Origin of the sequence: Allopontixanthobacter confluentis, assembly GCF_009827615.1 — a bacterium.
GTDB classification, from domain to species: domain Bacteria; phylum Pseudomonadota; class Alphaproteobacteria; order Sphingomonadales; family Sphingomonadaceae; genus Allopontixanthobacter; species Allopontixanthobacter confluentis.
The window spans coordinates 1,295,981-1,320,896 of sequence record NZ_WTYU01000001.1 but is presented as its reverse complement, the minus strand read 5'-3'; the positions used below and the strand labels follow the sequence as shown (position 1 = coordinate 1,320,896).

Here is a 24,916-nt window from a genome sequence, read left to right as displayed (position 1 = left end):
AGTAACAGCGCGCGATGGATGAAGACGAGTTCAGTATGGCGCTTGGCATAGCTCCCGAGGCTGTGTTCGGGACGCACAAGCGTGAAAAGAATTCCTTTCGAGGAATTTCGACCCGCAAACATTTGCGCATCCTCACTGCGAGCGCGGTCAGCCAGGAATTCCTCGACGAAATTTGCGAATTGAGCGCGCTTGAACAGCTTACCCTCGAGTGGCCCGTGACAGCGGAATCGCTCGATGGATTGGCACGCCTGTCAAACTTGTGCAAACTGCGGATCGACTCTCCTCGAAACATCACTGACTTCACGCCCTTGCTCAGGCTTTTCAACCTGAAGCATCTTTCGATCGAGAATGCGAAGCACTTAGGAGATTTGCGATGGATGCGCCCATTGAAAGATCGGCTGGAGGTGCTTTGGCTGGACGGGTCGATCAACACCACGCAAAAGCTCGATAGCCTTGATCCGCTGGACGGTTTCTGTTTCCAAGAACTAAGCCTCACCAATGTCTCGGTGAAAGACAAGGACCTTTCACCTTTGATAACGTGCCGCAGCCTGACGAAATTGAGCTGCGCCAAATCCGTATCGAATTTCGAAGGCTTCATGATGCTTGCAGATGCGCGCCCGGACATGGCCTGCAGCTGGTTTTCACCCGACAATTGGCCAGGGCGCAAGTGGAAGCGATAAATGCGTTCAGCCCGGTTTTTGCCGAGAGTTTTTGCGGGAAAGGGGCGTGGTTCAACGGCGGCGAATTTTGACTGGCCCTGCATCTGTCCGGCCATTCAATGATTGCAGGGCTGATGCATTGCCCAGCACATGTGCCGTCAGAAATTCGGTGGCAAGGTCAGTCGCGGCGTCGTAGCCCGTTTCCTTGCCATAGACGAATTCATGGGTAGCGCCGTCGACCAGGACGAGAGTGCGGTTTCCGATCGGTGCATTCTCGAAATACTGAACATGCTGGGCTGCATCAGGAATAAACCCGGGCACGACATCGGCAGTGCCGGTGACCATCAGCGTTGGCACGGCGACTGTTTGCAGTGACTGCGGCGTAACCAGTCCGGGGATCATGCCGGGCGATGAAAAAGTGGCGACAGCCTTGATGGCGGGCACCCGCGCGCCGACCATTCCTTCCAAGGCGCCGCCGCCGATCAGCGCGATGAGCGAGCCATAGCTATAACCGACCGCGCCTGCGGGCAGGCCGGGGAAAGTCTGTGCTGCCAATGCCGATGCAGCCTGCAGATCGGCAATGCGCGTGGCAAAGGCGGTTTGCAGATCATCCCGCTCGGCGGGTGCATATTCCATCGAATCGCGGTGCAGTGGTGCGACCACAGCAAATCCAGCGCGGCGCAACTGGTCGATCAGCTGCCACATCATTTCGGGCGATCCGCCAGCGCCGTGTGATAGCATCAAAACGCCCTTTGGTGCAGTGACGGGACGATAGATGGACATCCGCACGTTACGGCCCTGCACGGGCAGGGTGACGATTTGCGCGGCTGACATTGCCGCAGGAGACTGGTCAAGCGGTGCAAGAGGAGCAGAAACTGAAGGTGTGTGGGCGGTGCATCCCAGCAGAGCCAAGGTGGAAGCCGCTGTCAGAAACGCTGAAATCTTCATGCTTAAATCCCCATCCGGTCAACACCCGGACCGCGATTGGTCCGTTCCGTGCAAATCGCTTTTCGGACAGCGTTCGCAGCCTTGACGCGCAATGCCGCGAATTAAGCGATTAGCCAGCTTTCACAACAGGATATTTCCGCTGTAATCATGAAAAGAGGGATGCGTTGAGCAGCATTTTTGCAGTCCTATCTGAACGGCGGTTCGTTAAATGCGCGCAGCTTTCTGGAATGCAGGCGGTTGCCTTCAGCGCGCAGGCGTTTGCAGGCCTCGAGACCGATCTGGAGATGCGCGGCGATGGCCTGTTCGTAGAACTGGTTGGCCTGGCCGGGCAGCTTGATTTCGCCGTGCAGCGGCTTGTCACTGACACATAATAGCGTGCCGTAGGGAACGCGGAAGCGGTAGCCTTGGGCAGCGATGGTGGCGCTTTCCATTTCCACTGCAATGGCGCGGCTTTGCGAAAAGCGTTTGGCGGAACTGGCGTAATGTAGTTCCCAGTTCCGGTCGTCGGTCGTTACCACAGTGCCGGTCCGCATCCGCTGTTTCAGATTGGCGCCCTGCGTCCCCGATACTGCCTCAGTCGCACCCGCCAGTGCTTGCTGCACCTCGGCAATTGGCGGGATCGGAATTTCCGGTGGCAGCACCGCATCCAGCACGTGATCGTCCCGCAGATAGGCATGGGCGAGGACGAAATCGCCGATTTTCTGGCTCGACCGCACGCCGCCGCAATGGCCGATCATCATCCACGCATGGGGCCGCAGCACGGCCAGATGGTCGCAGATGGTCTTGGCATTGGATGGACCCACACCGATGTTGACCAGCGTAATGCCGCGCCCGTCTTCGCGGATCAGGTGATAGGCGGGCATCTGGTGGCGCCGCCATGCCGTGTCGGACAATTGCAGATGCGCTGCCGAAGTTGTCTGGCTGATGTTGAGGCCGCCTGCGCCGGTCAGGCCGACATAGCCATCCTGCCCGATCTGCTGCGCCGCCCAATCGACGAATTCATCCACATAGCGGTGGTAATTGGTGAACAGGATGAAATCCTGGAAATCATCCACCCTGGTGCCGGTATAATGCGCCAGACGGGCCAGTGAATAATCCGTGCGCAGCCCGTCAAACAGGGACAGCGGCATGGCTTTGGTGCCGTCTATCTCGAACCCGTCGGCCAGTTCATCGCCAATCAGGGCAAGGTCTGTCGCGGGGAAGTGTTGGGCGATATCCTGCGGCGCAATGCCGACCATTGCCGCGCCTGCATCACCATCCAGCACATAGGGGAAGGGTATTTCCTGGCGCGATTTGGCAACGTTGAGTTTGATTTCATATTCCTGTGTGATCAGGCCCAACTGTTCACGCAGATAATCGGCAAACAGCGCCGGCTTGGTGATCGTGGTTTTATATGTGCCGGTCTGTTCCAGCCGGCCAAAGGCGCGGCTGCGGTCCTTGGGTTCGCCAATTCCCGAATAATGCAGCACCAGTTCAGGATATGCGTAACTGCCGTCCAGCCGCCGTTCGGGCTTGGGCAATGTGCCATCGCGGCCAAAGGCCATCACATCATTGCGCAACTGGCTGACAGCGGCCTGATAGAGCGTTTCCAGCTCTTCGATAATTTTTTCGATCATTTCCATCGAGGGCAGATAGCGCGCAGACCTGCGAAATTCAAAGCATGGCGCGCATGAAAATGGCAAAAAACATCAAGCCCGATGCAAAAAGGGCGCGTCTGTTGCCAGACGCGCCCTGATTTCTTGCCTTGAGAAGCGATCAGGCTTGGGAATTTTCTTCCGTAGCTTCATCGGCTTCGTCGCCGCCGTCCAGCATGTCAGCCGGGATTTCGCCCGGTTCCAACGTGGGGTCAACTGCTTCGGTAAAGCCGCCGCTGCCTTCAGCCTGTTCTTCTTCGAACATGGACTTCATGACATCGACACCCTGACGCTGCAGTTCGGCTTCATCTTCCGAACGCGCGACATTGGCTTTGACCATCACGTCAACTTCGGCGTGCAGGCGAACGCGCACGTCGAACAGGCCAAGTGTCTTGATCGGATGTTCAAGAATAACCTGCTTCTTGCTGACTTCATGGCCCTTTTCAGCCAGACCGTCCACGATGTCGCGGACAGTGACCGAACCATAAAGCTGGCCCGAGTTGGACGAAGCGCGGATCAGCACAACTTCGGTTCCGGCGATGTTTTCGCCAGATTTCTCAGCTTCGCCGCGACGTTCTTCATTTTCTTTTTCAAGACGTTCGCGGTTGGCTTCGAAGACCTTCTTGTTCGCCGCATTGGCGCGAAGGGCTTTCTTGTTCGGCAGCAGGAAGTTCCGTGCGTAGCCGTCCTTGACGGTTACAACGTCACCGATGGTGCCGAGTTTCTCGATACGTTCGAGCAGAATGATATCCATGGTCCGCTCTCCTTACTTAACGATGTAGGGCAGCAGGCCGATGTGGCGTGCGCGCTTGATCGCCTTGGCCAGCTCGCGCTGCTTCTTGGCGGATACGGCGGTAATGCGGCTGGGTACGATTTTGCCACGCTCGGACATGAAGCCCTGCAGCAGACGCACATCTTTGTAATCGATGGCGGGGGCACCCTTGCCCGAGAACGGGCAGCTCTTGCGGCGGCGGAAGAAAGGACGTGCCATCAGTCGCGCTCCTCACGGTCAGAGCGACGCTTGCGGTCGCGGTCTTGCTTGCGCATCATTGCTGACGGGCCTTCTTCATGCTCGTCCACGCGGACGGTCATGTAACGGATGACGTCTTCGTTGATGCGAGTCTGGCGTTCGAGTTCTGCAACGACAGCGCCGGGGCCATCGATGTGCAGCATTACGAAATGCGCCTTGCGGTTACGGTCGATCTTGTAGGCGAGGTTCTTGAGACCCCAGGTCTCCGTTTTGGTGACCTTGCCTTCATTCGCTTCGATGATTTCTGTGGCGGATGCCGCCAGCGCGTCTACCTGAGCCTGGCTCAGATCCTGACGTGCGAGAAAAACATGCTCGTAAAGAGCCATGTCGCTTCCTTTCACTTTAATGCCGATCGCTGGCGTGTCCGCGGGATTGCGGGGCCCCTCCGGCTTTCTTCATTTCGCCATGGCGCACGGATGCGACGCACAGCGAAGGCGCGCTCTTAGCGGGTTAGGCCCGCAATGCAAGCACTGAAGCGGCATGTGCCTCCGCTAGTTGGGAATTGAACCTGGTTTGTATTCGCAGGCGATTGGTATTTACACCCGATTGGTATTTATGGGCGTTTTTCGGATCGCTCTTGCCTGATGGCCGTTAGACCCGCACAGAAGATCCAGAAAATCGATCAATAAAATTCAGTGACAAGTGTGAAGGAATATACGTGCCAGGTGGTCTAGTTGCACTTTTGGATGACGTTTCGGTAATCGCCCGTGCGGCAGCAGCATCGATTGATGATGTGGGGATTGCTGCCGGCAAGGCTGGCTCCAAGGCAGCAGGCGTGGTGATTGATGATGCTGCGGTAACGCCATCCTACGTCACTGGCTTCACTCCCGACCGTGAATTGCCGATTATTTACGCGATCACCAAGGGCAGCCTGATCAACAAGCTGCTGATATTGCTGCCCGCTGCCCTGTTGTTGAGCGCGTTCCTGCCGTGGGCGATTACGCCCATATTGATGCTGGGCGGGTTGTATTTAAGCTATGAAGGCGCCGAAAAGGTTCTGGAAAAGCTGGGCGGCGCCAAACATGGCGAAACGCTGGCTGACCCGATTACGGATTTTGCCAAATTCGAACAGGACCGTATCAAGGGCGCGATTCGCACTGACCTGATCCTGTCGGCGGAAATCATGGCGATTACTCTGAACGAAGTGGCCACAGAAACGCTCATCACCCGCGCCGGGGTGCTGGCCGTGGTGGGCATCGGCATTACCTTTGTTGTCTATGGTGCTGTCGCCATGATCGTCAAAATGGACGATGTGGGGCTGCATCTGGCGGAAAGAACATCTTCCGCAGCACAGTCGATAGGCAAGTTCCTGCTGGACGCCATGCCAATATTGCTGGTCGCCCTGTCGTTCATCGGCACGATTGCGATGCTGTGGGTCGGCGGCGGCATTTTGCTGCACGGGTTGGAAGAACTGGGCATCCATGGCCCGATCGATATTCAGCACAGCATCCAGCACGCCGTTGAAGTAGCCACAGGCGCGCTGGGCGGCGTATTCGGCTGGCTGACCGGGGCGATTGTTTCGGGCATAGTCGGCCTTGTGCTGGGCGCGATCGTAGCGTTTATTGTCCACAAGGTGTTCAAACTGGGGCATTCAGCAGAGGCGCATTGATGGCAGAATTGCCCGCACCCACGCTATATAGCTGCGCCGGTTCGCGCGGGCTGCGGGCAAGCTGGGCGGCAGAGGAAGCGGGCGTTGCGCTCGACCTTAGAATGCTGCCATTCCCGCCGCGTTTCGAATGTCCGGAATATCTTGAGCTTAATCCGCTGGGAACCGTGCCATTATTGGTGGATGGCGACAGCCGCATGACCGAAAGCTGCGCCATTGCCCATTATCTGGCAGTGCGGGGCGGGGCAGACAGGCTGGTGGTGGGGCCGGCAGAACCGGATTACGCCGCCTATCTCGATTTCACATATCATGCAGATGCCACGCTGACATTTCCGCAGACAGTATATTTAAGGTTCGCCCGGTTTGAAAAAGGCAAGGGGCTGGAAGAAGCCGGCCTTGCCTATGCCCGCTGGTTCGGGGCGCGGCTGGCCAAGGTGGACGAGCGGCTGGCAACCGGTGATTTTCTGTGTGCCAACAGGTTTACCGTGGCGGATATCTGCGTGGGATATGCGCTGTATCTGGCCCGGCGCATTGGGCTGGAAGACCAGTTGACGCCGCGCCTCGTCACTTATCTGGACCGGCTGACCCACAGGTCCGGCTTCATCGCAGCCCTGGCGCACGAGGAAGACGCCTCACGCGCCGCTGGTCTTGGCGGCGCGGTCATTTAGAACCCAATCTAGAATTTTTCGAAAATCGAGCGGGCAAAAGTGGTCAGCGTATCGTCCCGCGCACCCATTACCACCACCCTGTCACCGGGCCGCACAATCTGCGCAATCCGGTCACCGCAATCCTTGCGATTGGGAATATATTCGGCATCACCGCCTGCTTCCTCGATCAGGCGGACAATCCGCTCGCTTCCTTCGCTCTGGTCCACGGTGCCGCCATAATACACCGGGTCACACATGATGGTGAGGTCGCTCGGCTCCAGTTCGCGGGCGAAAGTTTCCGCCAGTTCTGCGCCCATCTGGTGCAGCGGGCCATATCCGTGCGGCTGGAAAAAGGCGATTACCCGGCCCGGATGCTGGCGCAGGGTGCGCAGGGTGGCGCCGCATTTTTCCGGATTATGGCCGAAATCGTCGATCACGGTGATGGCCGATGTGCTGGTCCCGATGATGTCGAACCGGCGCGCAAGCCCGGCAAAGGTGGCAAGCGCAGCAACCGCCTGCTGCACGGGAACGCCGGCAGCAACCGCGCCAGCAATGGCGGCAAGCGCGTTGGACAGATTATGCCGGCCGGGCAAATGCAAGGTCAGCGGATATTCCCTGCCGTCGTGCCGGTCGATTATCAGCGCCGCCTGCCTAACCGGGCTATCGGCAATGCTGCCCGGCACCACGCCAATCTGCGCCAGTTCCTGTTCTATACCGAACGTAAGGGCAGATTTTGCATAAGGAAGCAGCGCCAGTGCTTCAGGGTCGTCAGCGTTGATGACGGCCACCTTGCTTGCCGCAAGAAACCCGCCGAACAATGCGCGCAGTTCTTCCATGCTCTTATGATCAAGGCTGACATTCAGCAGCACTGCCACATTGGGCCGGTACAGCGCGATCGACCCATCGCTTTCGTCCACTTCGCTGACAAAGGCATCGCCATTGCCCACAACTGCGCTGGCAAACGGCGTGTCGTCCGACACGAAGTTTTTCATCACCGCACCGTTCATGATGGTGGGCTTCCGGCCCACTGCATGCAGGATCCAGCCGAGCATGCCGGTGACGGTGGATTTGCCGCTGGTACCGCCAATGGCCACGCCGGTTTTGGAACTGTTGAACAGGGCGGATAACAGTTCTGCGCGGGTCATGCGCGCGCAACCAAGCTCCATTGCGCGGATCATTTCCGGCACCGTATCCTCAACCGCGGCAGATGCGACAAGGATTTGCTGCGGATCTGTAATGCCGCTGCCATCCTGCGGAAAAAGGGCGAAGCCCCGGCTTTCCAGCCAGGCGAATTTTTCCGGTGTCCGGCCCTGATCCAGGCTGCGGTCAGACCCTGCAACCTGCGCGCCGCGCGCTTTTAATATCTGGGCCAGCGGCAACATCCCCGATCCGCCGATTCCGCAAAAGAACCAGGGGCGATTTTCCAGTTGCTGGGGTGCGGCTGTGTCAGTCATGCGGGCTGCGGTATGCGTTGCGGCTGTGCATGGCAATCTTTCGTGTTACGCGAAAGGGGTGACGTGCCCCGCTGACAAGGATAGGACGCCGGTATGACCCGTATTGCGATATGTGCGCCCGGCAAAAGGCTCGAGAGGGAAGATGCTGATGCGGTGCAGGAACTGGTTGCCAGCGAAGCGGACATAGAGCTGTATTTTCACCCGCAATGTTTTGCCAGGCACGGCCATTTCGCAGGCTGCGATGACGAACGGCTGGCGGCATTTGTGGATTGTGCGAATGCTCCATCGTTTGATGCGGTGTGGTTCGCCAATGGCGGATATGGGTCCAACAGGATTGCGGCTGATTGCCTGGGGCAATTGGGGGCTGCGGCCAAGGCCAAGCGTTACCTTGGTTATTCAGACACCGGATATTTGCTGGCGGCTTTGTACAAGGCGGGGATTGGCCAGCCTGCCCATGGCCCGATGGTGGGGGATATCCGCCGCGAATATGGTAATACGGCCATCCGCCGCGCGCTGGACTGGATGGCTGGCGGCGTCGACGGGTTGGAGCCCGGTCTACATCAGGGGCCGGATCAGGGGCAAAACGGGGCGCCTGCTGCCGCCTTCAATCTGATGACGCTGGCCATGCTCTGCGGCACGGATTTGCAGCCCGACCTTGCAGGCCATGTGGTGATGGTGGAAGAAGTGGCGGAGCATCTTTACGCCGTTGACCGGCTGTTTTTCCACATAACCCAGCACCTTAAAGGCATTGCGGGGCTGCGGCTTGGCCGGATCAGCGATGTGCCGGAAAATGACCGACCCTTTGGTGCAAGCGATGTCGAAATAGCGGAATATTGGTGCGCAAAGGCAGGCATAGCTTTTCTGGGCCGCGCCGATATCGGGCATGATGCTGCCAACAGGATCGTGCCCTTCGGGCTTGCGGGACGCGGCCAGCACACATAAGCGCGAGCGCCAAAGGAGACTATGATGCGTGCTTTTGTTTTTCCCGGCCAGGGCAGCCAGAAAGTTGGCATGGGGCTGGACCTTGCCAATGCCAGCCCGGCGGCTCGCGAAGTGTTTCAGGAAGTAGACGATGCGCTGGGGCAGAACCTGTTTGCCATCATGTCAGCCGGCCCTGAAGAAACGCTGACGCTGACGGAAAATGCCCAGCCAGCCATCATGGCCAATGCCATCGCCACCTTGCGCGTGCTGGAAAAAGAGGGCGGCATTACGCTCGCAAGCAAGGCCGATTGCGTGGCTGGGCACAGTCTGGGGGAATATACCGCCCTATGCGCTGTCGGTGCATTTTCGCTGGCAGATACGGCGCGGCTGCTGAAACTGCGCGGCCAGGCCATGCAGGCGGCAGTTCCGGTGGGCGAAGGCGCGATGGCGGCATTGCTGGGCGCTGATATCGAAAAGGCGCAAAGCCTTGCCGATGCCGCTGCCGAAGGGCAGGTCTGCACTGTCGCCAATGACAATGACCCGACACAGGTGGTCATTTCCGGCCACCGCGAGGCGATTGAACGGGCGATTGCGCTGACCAGGGATCACGGCATCAAACGCGGCATTCTGCTGCCCGTTTCAGCGCCATTTCACTGCCCGCTGATGCAACCCGCAGCCGATGCAATGGATGCCGCGCTTGCTGCAACGCCGCCAGCGGCAATGCATTTGCCGCTCTATGCCAATGTTACCGCAGAGCAGGTGACAGACCCGGCCGATGTGCAGCGACTGCTGGTGGAACAGGTGACAGGCCGCGTGCGCTGGCGCGAAAGCGTGCTGGCCATGCGCGCTGCCGGTGTTGAACATTTCGTGGAACTGGGCGGCAAGGTTCTGGGGCCGATGATTGGCCGGATCGACCGCGAGGCACAGGTAACCAGCGTCATCACGATGGATGACATCGAAGCGCTGCTGAAGGAGATTTGAGAATGTTCGACCTTACCGGCATGACTGCCCTTGTTACCGGTGCCAGCGGCGGCATCGGTTCTTCCATCGCCCGTTCGCTGGCATCGCGCGGGGCGCGGCTGGCGCTTTCAGGCTCAAACGGCGCAAAGTTGCGCGCTTTTCGTGAAGAACTGAACGATGATTTTGGCCATGACCATGTCGAGATCACCTGCAACCTTTCCAAAACCGAAGATGTGGAACATCTGGTCCCTGCCACGATCGATACGCTGGGCAAGCTGGATATCCTGGTCAACAATGCCGGCATCACGCGCGACAATCTGGCGATGCGGATGAAGGACGAGGAATGGGACGAGGTGATCAAGGTCAACCTCGAGGCTGCCTTTCGCCTGATGCGCGCTGCTGCCCGCCCGATGATGAAGGCCCGCTTTGGCCGCATGATCAACATTACCAGCGTGGTGGGTGCCACCGGCAATCCGGGCCAGATGAACTATGCTGCGGCCAAGGCCGGTCTGGTAGGCATGTCGAAAAGCCTGGCGCAGGAACTGGCAACGCGGGGCATCACGGTAAATTGCGTCGCCCCCGGTTTCATCCGCACAGCCATGACCGATGAATTGCCCGACGCGCAGAAAGATGCGCTGAATGCCCGCATCCCCATGGGCCGCATGGGCGAGGGTGAGGATATTGGCGCGGCGGTGGCCTATCTGGCATCGAAGGAAGCATCCTATGTCACTGGCCAGACGCTGCATGTAAACGGTGGCATGGCCATGATGTCGTAAGGTTGATCGGGTTTATCCCCAAGGAATCGATCATACACCGTCTGTAACCTTGCCGCCAAAGTCTCGAACGCTAAGGTTATTTGACCATTTTTTCCGGCGCAGGCAGACGAATCTGCTGATCCCCCTGTTGGGGCGCCGGTGCACAAGAAGGATTGAGTAGGACCGATGAAGGCCACAATCGAACGTGCCACTCTGCTGCGCTGCCTTTCCCACGTCCAGTCGGTGGTGGAGCGTCGGAACACGATACCCATCCTGTCCAACGTGCTGATCGATGCAGATGCAGGCGGCTCCCTCAAAGTCATGGCGACTGACCTCGATCTGCAAGTGACCGAGAACATGGCAGCGGCATCTGTCGAAAGCCCCGGCGCGATTACCGTGTCTGCCCATCTGCTGTTCGATATTGCCCGCAAACTGCCCGAAGGCAGCCAGGTCAGCCTCGAAACGGCGGATAACCGCATGGCGGTAAAGGCCGGACGCAGCCGTTTCTCCCTGCCGACGCTGCCGCGCGACGATTTCCCCGTCATCGTGGAAGGCGATCTGCCGACCAGCTTTGAACTGCCGGCCAAGACCCTGGCGGAAATGATCGACCGCACCCGGTTCGCCATTTCGACCGAGGAAACGCGCTATTATCTCAATGGCATTTTCCTGCATGTGACGGATGATGATCAGCCGGTGCTGAAAGCGGCTGCGACAGACGGCCACAGGCTGGCGCGCTTTACGCTGGCCCGCCCGGATGGTGCAGAAGGCATGCCGGACGTGATCGTGCCGCGCAAAGCCATCGCCGAATTGCGCAAGCTGCTGGAAGAATCGCTGGATGCCAACGTGCAGATCGATCTTTCTGCCAGCAAGATCCGCTTCACCATGGGCGGCGAAGGCGGGGTCATCCTGACCAGCAAGCTGATTGACGGGACTTTCCCTGATTACAGCCGCGTCATTCCAACCGGTAATGACAAGCTGCTGAAAATTGATCCGCGCAGCTTCTACGAAGGTGTGGACCGCGTGGCGACCATCGCCACAGAAAAGACCCGCGCAGTCAAAATGGGTCTGGAGCATGACAAGGTTACTCTTTCCGTTTCCAGTCCGGATAATGGCACGGCAGCTGAAGAACTGGCCGCCGATTATGGCGCAGAAGGCTTCGAAATCGGTTTTAATGCCAATTATCTGAAAGACATTCTGAGCCAAATTGAGGGCGATACAGTTGAATTGCATCTGGCTGATGCCGGCGCACCGACACTGATCCGCAAGGACGATAAAAGCCCGGCGCTTTATGTCCTGATGCCGATGCGTGTCTGAACTGCGTGCCTCGCATATTGGCGTTTAGAATTACGGGGGGCAGTCGAGTCAGGATTGCCCCTCGCTTCATGCTGCCAGAAGGTATAGATTGCTCCCGATAAAACGGGAGAATTTCTATGAGCCAGATCGTCCAGGTCGTTCGCGACAACCTTACCGATGCCAAGCTGGTCGATGTGGCTATGCCGCCCTTGGCGCAAGACGCGGTGCGCCTGAAGATCGAGAGTTTTTCCGTCACGGCCAATAATGTCACCTACGCAGTGGTGGGTGACCAGATGGGCTATTGGAACTTTTTTCCCGGATCAGATGATCGCGGTGTGGTGCCGATGTGGGGCCATGGCGTGGTCGAGCAATCAAACCACCCCGATTTCGCCGTGGGGGAACGCGTTTATGGCTATCTGCCGATGGGCACGCATCTTGATGTCAAGCCGGGCAAAATCAGCGATGGCAGCTTTACCGACATGGCCGCGCACCGCCAGCCGATGAGCCCGATTTACAATCAATATTCCCGCCTCGCCGCGGACCCGGAACATGACCCTGCCAAGGAACCGCAGCGCATGATTTTCGGCCCCTTGTTCAAAACCGGTTTTCTTATCGAAACGATGTTTTCGGGCGAAAAATGGTTCGGCGCGCAAGTGATGGTGATGACGAGCGCATCTTCCAAAACCAGCATGGCGCTGGCCAGTGTGGCAAAGGACAAATCGCCGCAGATCAAGCGCGTGGGGCTAACATCGCCCGGCAATGTGGAATTTGTGAAAGCCAGTGGTCTGTATGATCAGGTGCTGTCCTATGACGAGGTGGAAAAGCTGGCAGTTGTGCCGACAGTGTCGGTGGATTTTGCCGGAAATTCGGCTGTCCTGCGCGCCATTCACGAACATCTGGGCGATAATCTCGCCTATTCCTGCCTGGTTGGCGCGACCCATCTCGATGGCCGGTCAGGCGGTGCAGGCGGCATGCCCGGACCGGAACCCATCTTGTTTTTCGCACCCCATTATGCGGTTGCGGCGGTCAACGCGATGGGCGCGAAGGCGTTTGGCCAGTCCATTGCCGAAAGCTGGCGCAAATTTCTTCACGAAGTCGAGGAAACCGTGGAAGTCGAGGTTCGCAGAGGCATAGATGCAGCGCGCGAAACCTTTGTCACCATGGTTGGGGGCAAAGTCGATCCGGCCGTGGGAATAGTGATCGAGCCCTGACGGATCAGCCCGCGATATCGACCACGATTTTGCCAAAATGCCGGTTCGCTTCCTGATGGCGGAAGGCGTCAGCCAGTCTGGCCAGTTCGAAATGATCTGAAATGACGGGTTTGATGCCATTGGCGTCAATCCCTGCAATCATGTCGCGCTGCTGTGTGCAACTGCCCACCGTCAAACCCTGCACCCGCAAATTCTTGGCCATCAGCAGGCCGGTCTGCACCGGCCCTGCAAAGCCGGTCAGCACGCCGATCATTGCCACATGGCCGCCAACGCGGGTGGCCATCATGGATTGGTCCAGCGTGCCTGCACCGCCGATTTCGACCACGCAATCCACCCCCGCGCCGCCAGTGATCTTGAGCGCTTCTGCGCCCCACGCCAGGATTTCCTTGTAATTGATGAGGTGGTCTGCGCCCAACTCGCGCAACCGCTCCAGCTTTTCATCTGATGAACTGGTGGCGATCACATTGGCGCCTGCGGCCTTGGCAAATTGCAGTGCGAATACCGAAACCCCGCCGCTGCCCTGCACCAGCACGGTGTCGCCCGGCTTGATGGCGTTATCGACAAACAGCGCCCGCCATGCAGTCAGGCCAGCACATGTCAGCGTGGCGGCTTCTGCGTGAGAATAGCCTTTGGGTGCGTGGGTAAACCAGTTCGTCGGCGCGACAATGGCTTCGCGGGCGTAGCCGTCAATCCCGTCACCCGGCACGCGGGTAAAAGCGGTGGCGGGCGTTTGCCCGTCATGCCAGTCGGGAAAGAAGGTGGAAACCACGGCATCGCCCACGGCATATTCGGTCACGCCATCGCCAATGGCCACCACTTCGCCAGCGCCATCGGACATGGGGATGCGGCCAGCAGCGGCGGGAATCATGCCCGTAACGACAGCATAGTCATGAAAGTTGAGCGAGGACGCCTTCAGCGCCACGCGCACTTCGCCCGGACCGGGTGCGCCCGGATCGTCGAGGCTGACAAGTTCGAGCGAATCCAATGATGCCGGCGCGCCGATTTTGATTGCTGCAATGCTCATTCTGCCGCCTCCGCCAGTTCGGCGCGCTGTGGGCCGCGGATAAGGCCGCCCGGGGTTGCGCCAGTCCATTCGCCATCGCGGAAGGTGACCGTGCCGGCTTTGATTGTCATTACATAACCTTCTGCCTTTTGCAGCAGACGTTTGCCGCCAGCAGGCAGGTCGAACGCCAGCCAGGGTTTGCCCAGCTTCAGCTTTTCCATATCGATAATGTTGAGATCAGCCAGATAGCCCGGCGCGATAATGCCGCGATCTTCCAGCCCATACAGAAGCGCAGTGTCGAGGCATTGGCGCTTCACCGCATTTTCCAGGCTGATGCGGTCGCCCCGTTTCCGGTCCCTGACCCAATGTTGCAGCATGAAAGTGGGGCTGGCAGCATCACAAATGGTGCCGCAATGCGCGCCGCCATCAGACAGGGAATTGACCGTATCGGCCGCATGCTGGAGCGGGAACAGGAAATCCAGATTGCCATCGGCGTAATTCAGGATTGGCAGATAGATGAAGCCCCTGGCTTCATTGGCGCAGAGCATGTCGTATGCATAGTCCTGCGGATCGACGCCTTGCGCAGTGGCGCGGGCATTCACGCTGGCGCTGGCTTCGGGTTCATAATCGAAATCCGGGTCCATTTCGAACTGCATGGCCCAGCCTTGTGAGACCACCATCAGGAACGAGAGGATGTCCTGCGGCGCGCCGGTATAATCGTTTTCCTCGGCCAGCATTTGTGCCTTGAAGGCCGGGTCCATAAGCTTCGTCTTCTGCTGATCCCACGGCAGTTCGGCGATTGTCTGCCAGCTTGGCCGGTAAACGAAGGGATGCACCGTGCCCTGCCACGCCATGATGATGCCGTTTCCGCGCAATGCAATCTGGGCAACAATATGGGCGCCATTGTCATTCTGCGCGCGCATGGAAGAAATCTGTTCGTCCAGCGGCAATTCCTTGGCGATGGATTGCAGTGCGGCAAATGTCACTGGCAGGCCGGTTTCACGGCTGAGGTCGCCCATCCATTCAAATTCATTCCATTCGCGCTTCATGTCGCTGGCCATTTCGAACACGCCGTGGCCTGCACGGCCCATGGCGCGGCCGATGGTGACCAGTTCTTCCGCCGTGGCCGTGGTGCCGGGGACCAACTCGCCATCCACGCTTTTATGCAGGACGGTGCGGCTGGTGGAAAAACCCAGCGCGCCTGCTTTCACGCCTTCTTCGACGATGGCGGACATTTGCGCCAGATCATCCCGGGTCGGCACGGCGCCGGGCTGCTCGCGGTCACCCAGAACATAGGCACGCACGGCGCCATGCGGAACATGGGTGCCGACATCGACAGTGCGCGGCAGTTTTTCCAGCGCGTCGAGATATTCGGGGAAGGTTTCCCAATCCCACTTCATGCCTTCGGCAAGCGCCGTGCCGGGAATATCCTCCACCCCTTCCATCAGCTTGATCAGCCATTCATGGCGGTCAGGGCGGGCTGGGGCAAAGCCGACGCCGCAATTGCCCATGACCACGGTGGTGACGCCGTGCCAGCTTGATGGCGCCATTTCCTGGTCCCAGGTGGCTTGCCCGTCATAATGGGTGTGAATGTCGACAAAGCCCGGCGTGACGACATGGCCGCCTGCATCTATTTCCTCAGCGGCATCACCAGTGACGGTGCCGACCTGTGCGACAAGACCGTTTTTGATCGCAATGTCGCCGCTGAAACGCGCGGCTCCGGTGCCATCCACAATGGTCCCGTTTCGGATGATCATATCGAATGCAGGCATGGGTTTTCCTCTCGAAAAAAGAAGGTTCCATAAAGCAACGGATGAGTCCAGTGGGGAGATGGGCGCCGGCCCGCAATTCGCAGGCTCTTCTCGCCGCCGCGCAACCTTAATTGCGGGCGCGGATCATCGCTTCGATGTCGACGAATTTTTCGCGCGGTGCGCCGTCGCGTGCAGCAGCCGCTTCTGCTTCCTCGATTTTTTTCCAGTCACGGAAGGTCACCACATCAAGGCCGCGGGCCTTGGCCAGTTCGTCAAAACCGGCGCGACCTTTTTTCTCGGCCCGTCCCAGCTTGCCGCTGTCCATATCCTGGACGATCTTGTCGATCACGCCGTAACCATCGGGCCGGTTGGTGCCGATGGTCCCTGATGGCCCCCGCCGTGCCCAGCCAACGCAATAAAGCCCTGTGAGAATGCGCCCTTCATCATTGGCGAAGCGGCCCATGCGTTCGTCAAATGGCACATCGGGAATGGGCGATGTGCGATAGCCAATGCAACTGATCACCAGATCGGCTGGCACCTTGTAAAATTCGCCCGTTCCGATTGCGCGGCCCGTGGTTACGGTGGTGCGTTCGACTTCGACTGCTTCTACCTTGCCATTGCCGAGAAAACGGGTGGGGCTGGCAAACAGGTCAAAATACATTTCGACCTTTGCATCCGCGTGCATGTTTTCAGGAATGGCGGCAAAACTGCGCAGATGGGCCACCGATTTGCGTAAACCCGGCTCCAGTATCGCGTCCTCTGCCTCCTCTGGCAGATCTTCTGCGTCCACCCGGGGGACAGCACGTTCAAGATGGGCCAGTTCGCCCAGTTCCTTGGGCGTCATGGCCACCTGATGGGGACCACGGCGCGCAAGGATGGTGATTTTTTCGATGCCGGACCGGCACAATGCCTCCAGCGCATGGCTGACAATATCGCTGCCCGCAAATTCCTCGCGCGTTTTGGCCAGAATGCGGGCCACATCCAGCGCGACATTGCCCATGCCGATGACGACGGCATGTTTTCCGGACAAATCAGGTTCAAGGCCGGCAAATTGGGGGTGGCCATTATACCAGCCGACAAATGCTGCGCTGCCAAAGATATTGGCCAGGTTTTCTCCCGGCAGACCCAACGGGCGGTCATTGGGCGCGCCGGTTGCCAGAACCACGGCATCGTAAAGACTGGAAAGTTCTGCAATACTGACATCTTCGCCGATCGAGACATTGCCGACGAAGCGCACATTATCGGTCAACGCAGTTTTCTCGTATCGCCGCGCCACTGCCTTGATCGATTGATGGTCTGGTGCAACCCCGGTTCTGATCAGGCCATAAGGGACTGGAAGCCGGTCGAACACGTCGACCTGGACTTCCTCGCCCCAATATTTCTGTGCCGCTTCTGCGGTGTAATATCCCGCAGGACCAGAACCGATAATTGCAATGTGGCGCATCAGGCCGCCTTTTTCTGCTCCGTCTTTTCAGGAGCTGCGAGGAAATTGCGGATAGCACGAACGCTCTGGTCGTGATGGCTGAGGAGGAACAGATGGCCTCCCCCCTTCATCACCACGAGCTCGCTGTTGGGGATGAGCGCTTTCAGCAGCTTGCCATTGGCCAGCGGCACGATCTGGTCATCATCACCCATGAGGATGAGCGTTTCCTTCTTCATGAATGGCAGGGCAGGCACACTGGTCCAGCCGAGCATGGCCAGCAGCTGATACATATAGCCGCGCGGGCTGGGCGGCGTGAGGCGCGCCATGTGGCCCCCTTTGCCCGGCGAACCTGCCAATGCCCCGCCATATAGCGTCTCAAAATGCTGCGCCATGAAGGCGGCATCGACATACCGGCGCGGATTGGCCATTTTGGTCAGGGCAGCAGGGTTGCCCGGCACCATGATCATGCCGGCACTGGTGGCCACCAGCACAAGGCGGCGGGTGATGCCGGGATATTGCAGGGCGAAATGTTGCGCCATGGCGCCGCCCCAACTGATGCCCATCACGTCAACTTCTTCCACGCCGAAGCGTTTCAGCAATTTGCGCGTCGTCCATGCCATGGTCACCGTGTTGTAAGGCACCACCGGATCGGGGGACTGGCCCACGCCGGGCATGTCGAACATGATGAAACCGCGGTCGTTGAGCGCTTCGGCCAAGGGGGCGACAGCTTCTATATTGGCGCCAATGCCATTGAAAAACAGCACTGGGGCGTGTTCACTCGGCATGTCCAGACGCCAGCGTGCAACGCGTAAGGTGCGGCCGCCAACGGTTTCCATGGAGATTTCAGCAGTTTTCATTGCGTCGGTCAAAAAACGGTATCCTACGAATTTTATGTTTATCTATCAATGTTCTTCCAGAACATAGCGACCCGGAGCAGGATCCAGCGGTTTGAACGTCGCATTGCCGACAGCTTCGGGCGCGGCGACTTTCTTGCCGGAGCGGGCCTGAAGCCACTCAATCCAGTATGGCCACCAACTGCCCGCGACTTCTTCTGTTCCGGCCAGCCAGTCATCCACATCTGCTGGCGGCAGCCCGGGTTTCTTCGATTTGAAGAATTTTGCCTTGGGATTGCCCGGCGGGTTGAGGATAGCCTGCATATGGCCAGCCTGACTGAGGACGAAGGTCACATCCTTTGATCCGAACAGCTGGGTCGAGCGGTAGCATGCGCGCCACGGGGTGATATGATCGGTCACGCCGCCCAGAATGAACAGGTCACTGGTTACCTTGGTCAGGTCGATCTTGTGATCCGCCATTTCGACTTCGCCCTTTTTGGTAAAGGCGAGTGTTTCGAAAATGGTCAGGAAATCGCCCATCAGGCTGGCGGAAAGGTTGGTGGCATCGGCATTCCAGAACAATACGTCAAACGCTGGCGGGTCTTCGCCCAGCAGGTAATTGTTGATGACGTAATTCCAGATCAGATCATTGGGGCGCAGCCAGGCGAAGCCGCGGGCAAGAGAATCGCCTTCGATCACGCCTTGCTTGGCAGCGCGGCGGCGGGCGAGCTGCATGCCGTTTTCGCTCACCAGCGAACCTGCCTCGATATCGTTCTGCTTGGGATGAAGAACACAGACCATCAGCGTCAGCGCGCCAAGCGAGGTCTGCTTGTCAGATGCCAGTTTGCTGGCCAGAATCGCTGCCGTCTGGCCGCCCGAACAGCCTGCTGAAACATTGACCTTCCTGGAGCCGGTAATGGCCGCCACTGCGTCCATCGCTTCGCGGCACGACCGGATATATTCGGCCATTCCCCAAATGCCCTGATCCTTTGACGGGTTGCGCCAGCTGATCACAAATGTCTGGATGCCATTGTCCAGCTGCCATTTGACCACCGATTTATCGGGGCTGAGATCGTTGATATACATCTTGTTGATCTGCGGCGGGATGGTCAGCTGCGGGATGGCATACACTTCATCGGTGGTGGGCGCATAATGCACCAGTTCCATCATTTCGGTGCGAAGGACCACGCTGCCTTTCGAGGTGGCGATATTTTCGCCCAGCTTGAACGGGCGTTTGTCCACCTGGCTGACCATGCCCTTGTTATGGAGAATGTCGTCATAGGCATTTTTCAGCCCCTTCACCAGGCTCATGCCGCCACTGTCGATCACGCGTTTCTGGGCGGTGGGGTTGCCTGCCAGCGTATTGGTCGGGGCCAGACTGTCGATAATGATGTTGGAAATGAAATTGGCGCGGTCGCGTTCCAGTTCATCGAGGTCCAGATCATTCAGCCAGTTGGCCATGCCTTTTTGCACTGCGAGGTAATATTGCGCGCCTGCGCGGAAGAACGGATTATACTGCCACGCAGGGTCCTTGAACCGCTTGTCCTTGGGATCTGGCGCGAGATCGGATTTGCCGGTCATGATCTTGATCATGTCTTCGCCCATCGAACGGGCGTGTTTCATGCTGCGGGCAGGGTCTGATGCGGTTTCCCGAAGCAGCAGGGCGATTGCGCCAATGAAATCTTCCCGCGCCAGGCCTATCATCGGTCCTAACGCTGTCGTTGACTGTGCCGCTTCGTTTTCGAGCGTCCTGCGATTAGCCATCCTGGTCCCCATTGGGCTGTTTATTTGCCCTTATTTACCAGACCATGCACTTCAGTCTTGCGATTGGCAAGGCACCCGGCCGGGCGAGCGATGCCAGGCGCCAATTCGGCAATTTATGACAGCCTTGTTAACTTCTTTTAAAAAGGATCAACTGCACTAGCATTTCATGAATGCGCCCAATCCTGATTTTCTGCCAACTGGCGATGCGATGCGGTGGCATGGCGATGGCGCGCGCCCGGAATTTTCCAGCGAAACCGGATCGGCAGCAACGCATAGCGGCAAGCAGGCAGGCACCTGGCACGGCAGCACAAACAGAGATACGGCAGAAATGCCGCCCCGTCCGGCCGGCGTGGTGGAGGGCAATTCCACGCAGCCACGGATAAGGCAGGATGGCCCCGACCGGCGCCGCCACCACACGACTGTCAGCAACCGCGACCGCAAACATTCCGCCATTCCGGCAAATTGGTACAGGATGGTGTTAATACTTTCGATCACCTTTGCCGTAACCATGGTGATGATGGGCACGATTGCGCCTACATCAGTGATGGCCGCCGGAACGCTTGCCATTGCCCTGACCCTGAGCAGCCTGCCATTTGCCCGCTGGGAACGCGCCAAGCCACGCCAGCCGCAACTGGTACGCGTGATGATGGCCTTTTGCGTCATCTGTCCGCTGGCGCTGACGGGGCTTGCCTATGGCATCTGGACCTATAATGGCGGGCTGGACCCACGGCTGGCGGTCGCGGCGCTCATTTCACTTAATGCCCTGTCGGCCACGCTGCTGAACGGGCGCACGGTGCAACTTTTTTCCGGCATTACCGCCACATGGACGCCAGTGGCGCTGGTGGATGGCAGCTTTTATGCGCTGGGGGCCATGGCCGCCGCGGCTGTGGCAATGGCGGTGGTGGCGCGGGTGCAGTCACGGCTGGAAAGCGAGCAGCGCAGCAGGCTCCAGCACCGCGAGCGGGCGCGGAACCGGTATGAAGATATCCTGCGGGATTATGAAGATACAGGGCAGGGCTGGTTCTGGGAAACTGATCGGCGCGGGCTGATAAGCTATGTCTCCCCCCATGTTGCAGCAGTTTTGGACGAGCCGATGCAGGCGCTGCTGGGCAGGCCGTTTCTGCAACTGTTTGCCCTATGCGAAAATGGGCGGGAAAACGGGACGGATATCGGGTCGAAAAAAGGGTCGGCAAGCGCGGACGAAGCTGAGCGCACGCTGGCGTTCCAGGTTTCTGCGCGGTCATCGTTTCAGGATCTGGCCGTGCGAGCTGCGGCCACGGGCGATGAATGCTGGTGGTCGGTCAGCGGCCGTCCGGTGTATGACGAGTTTAACAATTATGTCGGTTTTCGCGGGTCAGGCACGGACCTTACCGCCAAACGCAGGAGCGAGGAAAATGCTTCGCGGCTTGCGCTTTACGATTCCCTCACCGGCCTCGCCAACAGGTTCCAGATGGCCCAGACGCTGGAAAAGGTGCTGGATGCGCCGCAGGAAATTCAGCGCGAATGCAGCATTTTCCTGATTGACCTCGACCGGTTCAAACATGTGAATGATACGCTTGGCCATCCGGCAGGCGATGCTCTGCTGCGGCAGGTGGCCGATCGGGTGGAAATGTCCGTGGGCGAAATCGGCCGGGTGGGCCGGCTGGGCGGTGACGAATTTGAAGTTATCCTGCCGGGCAGGGTTTCGCGCAACGCGCTGGTTGACTTGTCGCAGGAAATCATCCGGTCGCTGTCACAGCCATATCTGATTGATGGCCACCGGGTCGTGATCGGCGCTTCTGTCGGCATCGCCATTTCACCCGAGCATGGCCTGACTGCTGAAGAACTGGTCCGCAACGCTGATCTTGCGCTGTATGCGGCCAAGGATAATGGCCGAGGGCGTTATCATTTCTTTTCGGACGATTTGCATTCCGCCGCGGAGGAACGAAGCGAGCTGGAACGGGACCTGCGCGATGCCATCGCGAAGGGCAGTTTGCAGCTCTATTACCAGCCAGTGGTGCAAACATCGACCGAGCGGATCACCGGCTTTGAAGCATTGCTGCGCTGGAACCACCCCACCAAAGGCTGGCTGTCACCATCGAAATTCGTGCCGATTGCTGAAGATACCGGCCTGATCAACGCCATTGGTGAGTGGGCAATCCGCACTGCGTGTCATGATCTGGCCGGCTGGCCCGAAGATGTATGCTGCGCGGTCAATGTATCGCCGCTGCAATTTTCCAACCCGCAATTGCCCAATGTTGTTACCAATGCCATTGCCCAGGCGGGCATTGTGGCGCGCCGGCTCGAACTGGAAATAACCGAAAGTGTTTTCCTGAACGATGATCAGGGCACTGATGCGATGTTCGCCGCGCTGAAACGTGTGGGTGTGCGGCTGGCACTGGATGATTTCGGCACCGGATATTCCTCGCTTGGCTATCTGAAAAAGGCGCCGTTCGACAAGATCAAGATTGACCAGAGTTTCGTGCGCGGGGCGACCCAGCCGGGCAGCCGTAACGGTGCCATCATCGCCTCTATCACCAGTCTGGCACAGGCCCTGGGCATGGATACCACTGCCGAAGGGGTGGAAACCATGGACGAGCTTGACCTGGTGCGGATGCATGGGTGCAGCCATGTGCAGGGGTATATCTATGAACGCCCGCTCAGTAATGTGGATGCCACAAACAGGCTGAAAACCGGCCTCGCTGCTGTCGCCAGTGGCCCCCGATCAGCGCGCACGCTGCGCCAGACGTTGCTGCGCAAGGTCGTGCTGGAACATGGCGGCCAGTTCTACAACGCCAGCATGCGCAATATTGCTGAACGCGGGGTGATGATCGAAGGTTTGTGGAATGTGCCGGATGGCACCGTGTTCCACATCATGCTGTCGGAAAACACCACCATCACCGCCACCAGCAAATGGAGCCATGAAGACCGCATGGGGGTGGAATTCACCCATCCGCTGGCGCGCGGCGAGGATGGTGATTTTCTGGCATTGAAAGCCCCTTCGGCTGATCCTGAAAGAAAATCGCTGCGGATGCGGGCCTAATGCAGCGGGAGCTGATTGCCGGCGATTGTGACGGGATTGTTGAACCTATCTGCTGACAGCACCGCCAAGCGCGGCTAAGGGCTTGCAAAAGGTATCTTGCGATACCGCTTCCCAAACTTACCGGCGATCCATGACCGAACTAGCAAACATCAGAAATTTCAGCATTATTGCTCATATTGACCACGGCAAATCGACCCTTGCCGACAGGCTCATACAATTCACCGGCGGCCTGACTGACCGTGAAATGTCGGAGCAGGTGCTGGACAATATGGATATTGAGCGTGAACGCGGGATCACGATCAAGGCGCAGACCGTGCGCCTGAACTATACCGCGAAGGACGGCGTTACCTATCAGCTCAACCTGATGGACACGCCGGGCCATGTCGATTTCGCCTATGAAGTGTCCCGCAGCCTGGCCGCGTGCGAAGGCGCGCTGCTGGTGGTGGACGCGGCGCAGGGCGTGGAAGCGCAGACGCTGGCCAATGTCTATCAGTCGATCGAGCATGATCATGAAATCCTGCCGGTCATCAACAAGATTGACCTGCCCGCCGCAGAACCGGAAATGGTCCGGCGCGAAATTGAAGACATCATCGGTATCGATGCATCCAACGCCGTGCTCACCAGTGCCAAATCCGGCATCGGGATCGAGGAAGTGCTGGAAGCGGTCGTTACCCGTATTCCGCCGCCCAAGGGTGACCGCGATGCGCCATTGAAGGCCATGCTGGTCGACAGCTGGTATGATCCCTATCTCGGCGTTGTCATTCTGGTGCGGGTGATTTCAGGCGTGATCCGGAAAGGCCTGCAAGTCAAATTCATGCAGGGCGGCACGGAACATCTGATCGACCGGGTCGGCTTCATGGGCCCGAAGATTGAACAGGTATCGGAACTGGCCGCAGGCGAAATCGGCTTTATCACTGCTCAGATCAAGGAAGTGGCGCAGGCCAAGGTGGGTGACACCATCACCACGGTCAAAAACGGGTCCAAGGAAGCACTGGCAGGCTTCAAGGAAGTGCAGCCAGTGGTGTTCTGCGGCATCTTCCCGGTGGACGCGGCAGATTTTGAAAAGCTGCGCGAGAGCATCGGCAAATTGCGCCTGAACGATGCCAGCTTCAGTTTCGAAACGGAAAGCAGCGCGGCCCTTGGCTTTGGTTTCCGCTGTGGTTTTCTGGGTTTGCTGCATCTCGAGATCATTCAGGAACGCTTGACACGCGAATATGATCTGGACCTGATCACCACTGCGCCATCCGTGGTGTACCGCATTCAACTGAGCAAATCGCGCACCGACGATGCCCGCGAGATCATGCTGCACAACCCGGCAGATTATCCCGATCCAAGCCGGATCGAACAGATTGACGAGCCATGGATCAAGGCCGTGATTTACACGCCTGATGAATATCTCGGTTCGATTCTGAAACTGTGTCAGGACCGGCGCGGAATTCAGAAAGACCTGACTTACGTCGGTGGACGTGCGCAGATCACCTACGAATTGCCGCTGAACGAAGTGGTGTTCGATTTCTATGACCGGCTGAAAAGCATTTCACGCGGCTATGCCAGTTTCGATTACGAGCAGATTGGCCTGCGCGAAGGCGATCTTGTGAAAATGAGCATCCTGGTGAATAATGAGCCGGTTGATGCACTCAGCATGATTGTCCATCGCGGCGTGGCCGAAGCCCGCGGCCGCCATATGTGCGAACGCCTGAAAGACCTCATTCCACGCCATCTGTTCAAAATCCCGGTTCAGGCAGCCATTGGCGGCAAGGTTATTGCCCGCGAAACCATCGCTGCCATGCGCAAGGACGTGACTGCCAAATGTTATGGCGGCGACATCAGCCGGAAGAAAAAGCTGCTCGACAAACAGAAGAAGGGCAAGGCCAAGATGCGCGAATATGGCAATGTCAGCATTCCGCAGGAAGCCTTTATTGCAGCGCTTCGCATGGGCGAGGAATAGGCAGGAATGCACCGCACGCGGCCCGGGATTTTCATGCTCTGAGCGGACAGAATT

Annotated in this window: 21 protein-coding genes; 10 read left to right on the top strand and 11 right to left on the bottom strand. The window is 58.4% G+C overall.

The genetic code is table 11. The features are described from left to right. The first annotated feature begins 14 nt into the window (after nt 1–14). Nucleotides 15–680 carry a hypothetical protein gene (locus tag GRI44_RS06195; RefSeq protein WP_160600510.1) on the top strand — a complete coding sequence of 222 codons (666 nt, stop codon included), beginning with the start codon at nt 15–17 and terminating at the stop codon, nt 678–680. A gap of 51 nt (nt 681–731) precedes the next feature. Here the strand turns inward: GRI44_RS06195 and GRI44_RS06190 are convergent, their stop codons facing one another. The 5 genes from GRI44_RS06190 to rpsF form a co-directional block, all read right to left on the bottom strand. After that, nucleotides 732–1,607 (bottom strand): alpha/beta hydrolase, encoded by an 876-nt coding sequence (locus GRI44_RS06190; protein ID WP_160600509.1) that lies wholly within the window; start codon nt 1,605–1,607, stop codon nt 732–734. A gap of 185 nt (nt 1,608–1,792) precedes the next feature. Beyond that, on the bottom strand, nt 1,793–3,229 hold the full coding sequence (locus GRI44_RS06185) for an AMP nucleosidase (protein WP_160600508.1): 1,437 nt from the start codon (nt 3,227–3,229) through the stop codon (nt 1,793–1,795). A 133-nt stretch (nt 3,230–3,362) separates the two neighbouring features. Continuing rightward, the gene (gene rplI, locus GRI44_RS06180) at nt 3,363–3,995 is read right to left on the bottom strand and encodes a 50S ribosomal protein L9 (protein WP_160600507.1); all 633 of its coding nucleotides are present in this window, start codon (nt 3,993–3,995) and stop codon (nt 3,363–3,365) included. Nucleotides 3,996–4,007: 12 nt separating this feature from the next. Continuing rightward, a complete protein-coding gene (gene rpsR / locus GRI44_RS06175; protein WP_160600506.1) occupies nt 4,008–4,232 on the bottom strand; it encodes a 30S ribosomal protein S18 in 225 nt (74 codons plus the stop codon). After that, entirely contained in the window at nt 4,232–4,597 is a 366-nt protein-coding gene (gene rpsF, locus GRI44_RS06170) for a 30S ribosomal protein S6 (protein ID WP_160600505.1), read from the bottom strand. The genes rpsR and rpsF overlap by 1 nt, the downstream gene beginning before the upstream one ends. A gap of 332 nt (nt 4,598–4,929) precedes the next feature. Here rpsF and GRI44_RS06165 point away from each other — a divergent pair, with 332 nt between their 5' ends. Together GRI44_RS06165 and GRI44_RS06160 are read left to right on the top strand one after the other, a co-directional pair. After that, entirely contained in the window at nt 4,930–5,880 is a 951-nt protein-coding gene (locus tag GRI44_RS06165) for a DUF808 domain-containing protein (protein ID WP_160600504.1), read from the top strand. After that, complete coding sequence (locus GRI44_RS06160) at nt 5,880–6,545, top strand: glutathione S-transferase family protein (protein WP_160600503.1); 666 nt, start codon at nt 5,880–5,882, stop codon at nt 6,543–6,545. The genes GRI44_RS06165 and GRI44_RS06160 overlap by 1 nt, the downstream gene beginning before the upstream one ends. Before the next feature lie 8 nt (nt 6,546–6,553). Here the strand turns inward: GRI44_RS06160 and GRI44_RS06155 are convergent, their stop codons facing one another. Further along, nucleotides 6,554–7,978, bottom strand: a complete 1,425-nt coding sequence (locus tag GRI44_RS06155; protein ID WP_160600502.1) for a glutamate ligase domain-containing protein — start codon at nt 7,976–7,978, stop codon at nt 6,554–6,556. Nucleotides 7,979–8,071: 93 nt separating this feature from the next. On the opposite strand from GRI44_RS06155, the gene GRI44_RS06150 reads away from it, so the two are divergent. The 5 genes from GRI44_RS06150 (at nt 8,072) to GRI44_RS06130 (ending at nt 13,118) form a co-directional block, all read left to right on the top strand. Then, nucleotides 8,072–8,920: an LD-carboxypeptidase gene (locus tag GRI44_RS06150; RefSeq protein ID WP_160600501.1), complete on the top strand. Its 849-nt coding sequence runs from the start codon at nt 8,072–8,074 to the stop codon at nt 8,918–8,920. A gap of 24 nt (nt 8,921–8,944) precedes the next feature. Further along, nucleotides 8,945–9,880 carry an ACP S-malonyltransferase gene (gene fabD, locus GRI44_RS06145; RefSeq protein WP_160601326.1) on the top strand — a complete coding sequence of 312 codons (936 nt, stop codon included), beginning with the start codon at nt 8,945–8,947 and terminating at the stop codon, nt 9,878–9,880. A 2-nt stretch (nt 9,881–9,882) separates the two neighbouring features. Beyond that, on the top strand, nt 9,883–10,635 hold the full coding sequence (gene fabG, locus GRI44_RS06140; RefSeq protein WP_160600500.1) for a 3-oxoacyl-[acyl-carrier-protein] reductase: 753 nt from the start codon (nt 9,883–9,885) through the stop codon (nt 10,633–10,635). Between the two features lie 165 nt (nt 10,636–10,800). Then, a complete protein-coding gene (dnaN, locus tag GRI44_RS06135; protein ID WP_160600499.1) occupies nt 10,801–11,928 on the top strand; it encodes a DNA polymerase III subunit beta in 1,128 nt (375 codons plus the stop codon). A gap of 116 nt (nt 11,929–12,044) precedes the next feature. Then, a complete protein-coding gene (locus tag GRI44_RS06130) occupies nt 12,045–13,118 on the top strand; it encodes a DUF2855 family protein (protein ID WP_160600498.1) in 1,074 nt (357 codons plus the stop codon). 4 nt (nt 13,119–13,122) lie between these two features. Here GRI44_RS06130 and GRI44_RS06125 read toward each other — a convergent pair whose 3' ends face one another. The 5 genes from GRI44_RS06125 to GRI44_RS06105 all read right to left on the bottom strand — a co-directional run bounded on the left by GRI44_RS06125 (nt 13,123) and on the right by GRI44_RS06105 (nt 19,832). Then, nucleotides 13,123–14,136, bottom strand: a complete 1,014-nt coding sequence (locus GRI44_RS06125) for a zinc-dependent alcohol dehydrogenase family protein (protein WP_160601325.1) — start codon at nt 14,134–14,136, stop codon at nt 13,123–13,125. A 2-nt stretch (nt 14,137–14,138) separates the two neighbouring features. Next, nucleotides 14,139–15,893, bottom strand: a complete 1,755-nt coding sequence (locus GRI44_RS06120) for an N-acyl-D-amino-acid deacylase family protein (protein WP_160600497.1) — start codon at nt 15,891–15,893, stop codon at nt 14,139–14,141. 106 nt (nt 15,894–15,999) lie between these two features. Continuing rightward, nucleotides 16,000–17,316 (bottom strand): FAD-dependent oxidoreductase, encoded by a 1,317-nt coding sequence (locus tag GRI44_RS06115; RefSeq protein ID WP_160600496.1) that lies wholly within the window; start codon nt 17,314–17,316, stop codon nt 16,000–16,002. Then, a complete protein-coding gene (locus GRI44_RS06110) occupies nt 17,316–18,152 on the bottom strand; it encodes an alpha/beta fold hydrolase (RefSeq protein ID WP_160600495.1) in 837 nt (278 codons plus the stop codon). Before GRI44_RS06110 ends, GRI44_RS06115 begins: the two co-directional genes overlap by 1 nt. A 45-nt stretch (nt 18,153–18,197) precedes the next feature. Beyond that, nucleotides 18,198–19,832 (bottom strand): PHA/PHB synthase family protein, encoded by a 1,635-nt coding sequence (locus GRI44_RS06105; protein WP_232842987.1) that lies wholly within the window; start codon nt 19,830–19,832, stop codon nt 18,198–18,200. Nucleotides 19,833–20,058: 226 nt separating this feature from the next. On the opposite strand from GRI44_RS06105, the gene GRI44_RS06100 reads away from it, so the two are divergent. Both GRI44_RS06100 and lepA read left to right on the top strand, forming a co-directional pair. Further along, nucleotides 20,059–22,914: a putative bifunctional diguanylate cyclase/phosphodiesterase gene (locus GRI44_RS06100; RefSeq protein WP_232842986.1), complete on the top strand. Its 2,856-nt coding sequence runs from the start codon at nt 20,059–20,061 to the stop codon at nt 22,912–22,914. A 130-nt stretch (nt 22,915–23,044) separates the two neighbouring features. Beyond that, nucleotides 23,045–24,862 (top strand): translation elongation factor 4, encoded by a 1,818-nt coding sequence (lepA, locus tag GRI44_RS06095; RefSeq protein ID WP_160600493.1) that lies wholly within the window; start codon nt 23,045–23,047, stop codon nt 24,860–24,862. Nucleotides 24,863–24,916 lie beyond the last annotated feature (54 nt).

Bases quoted from the DNA above. Each gene is read 5' to 3' on its own strand.
- GRI44_RS06195 (WP_160600510.1), top strand. From the start codon at position 15: ATGGATGAAGACGAGTTCAGTATGGCGCTTGGCATAGCTCCCGAGGCT.
- GRI44_RS06190 (WP_160600509.1), bottom strand. From the start codon at position 1,607: ATGAAGATTTCAGCGTTTCTGACAGCGGCTTCCACCTTGGCTCTGCTG.
- GRI44_RS06185 (WP_160600508.1), bottom strand. From the start codon at position 3,229: ATGGAAATGATCGAAAAAATTATCGAAGAGCTGGAAACGCTCTATCAG.
- rplI (WP_160600507.1), bottom strand. From the start codon at position 3,995: ATGGATATCATTCTGCTCGAACGTATCGAGAAACTCGGCACCATCGGT.
- rpsR (WP_160600506.1), bottom strand. From the start codon at position 4,232: ATGGCACGTCCTTTCTTCCGCCGCCGCAAGAGCTGCCCGTTCTCGGGC.
- rpsF (WP_160600505.1), bottom strand. From the start codon at position 4,597: ATGGCTCTTTACGAGCATGTTTTTCTCGCACGTCAGGATCTGAGCCAG.
- GRI44_RS06160 (WP_160600503.1), top strand. From the start codon at position 5,880: ATGGCAGAATTGCCCGCACCCACGCTATATAGCTGCGCCGGTTCGCGC.
- GRI44_RS06155 (WP_160600502.1), bottom strand. From the start codon at position 7,978: ATGACTGACACAGCCGCACCCCAGCAACTGGAAAATCGCCCCTGGTTC.
- GRI44_RS06150 (WP_160600501.1), top strand. From the start codon at position 8,072: ATGACCCGTATTGCGATATGTGCGCCCGGCAAAAGGCTCGAGAGGGAA.
- fabD (WP_160601326.1), top strand. From the start codon at position 8,945: ATGCGTGCTTTTGTTTTTCCCGGCCAGGGCAGCCAGAAAGTTGGCATG.
- fabG (WP_160600500.1), top strand. From the start codon at position 9,883: ATGTTCGACCTTACCGGCATGACTGCCCTTGTTACCGGTGCCAGCGGC.
- dnaN (WP_160600499.1), top strand. From the start codon at position 10,801: ATGAAGGCCACAATCGAACGTGCCACTCTGCTGCGCTGCCTTTCCCAC.
- GRI44_RS06130 (WP_160600498.1), top strand. From the start codon at position 12,045: ATGAGCCAGATCGTCCAGGTCGTTCGCGACAACCTTACCGATGCCAAG.
- GRI44_RS06120 (WP_160600497.1), bottom strand. From the start codon at position 15,893: ATGCCTGCATTCGATATGATCATCCGAAACGGGACCATTGTGGATGGC.
- GRI44_RS06115 (WP_160600496.1), bottom strand. From the start codon at position 17,316: ATGCGCCACATTGCAATTATCGGTTCTGGTCCTGCGGGATATTACACC.
- GRI44_RS06110 (WP_160600495.1), bottom strand. From the start codon at position 18,152: ATGAAAACTGCTGAAATCTCCATGGAAACCGTTGGCGGCCGCACCTTA.
- GRI44_RS06105 (WP_232842987.1), bottom strand. From the start codon at position 19,832: ATGATAGGCCTGGCGCGGGAAGATTTCATTGGCGCAATCGCCCTGCTG.
- GRI44_RS06100 (WP_232842986.1), top strand. From the start codon at position 20,059: ATGAATGCGCCCAATCCTGATTTTCTGCCAACTGGCGATGCGATGCGG.
- lepA (WP_160600493.1), top strand. From the start codon at position 23,045: ATGACCGAACTAGCAAACATCAGAAATTTCAGCATTATTGCTCATATT.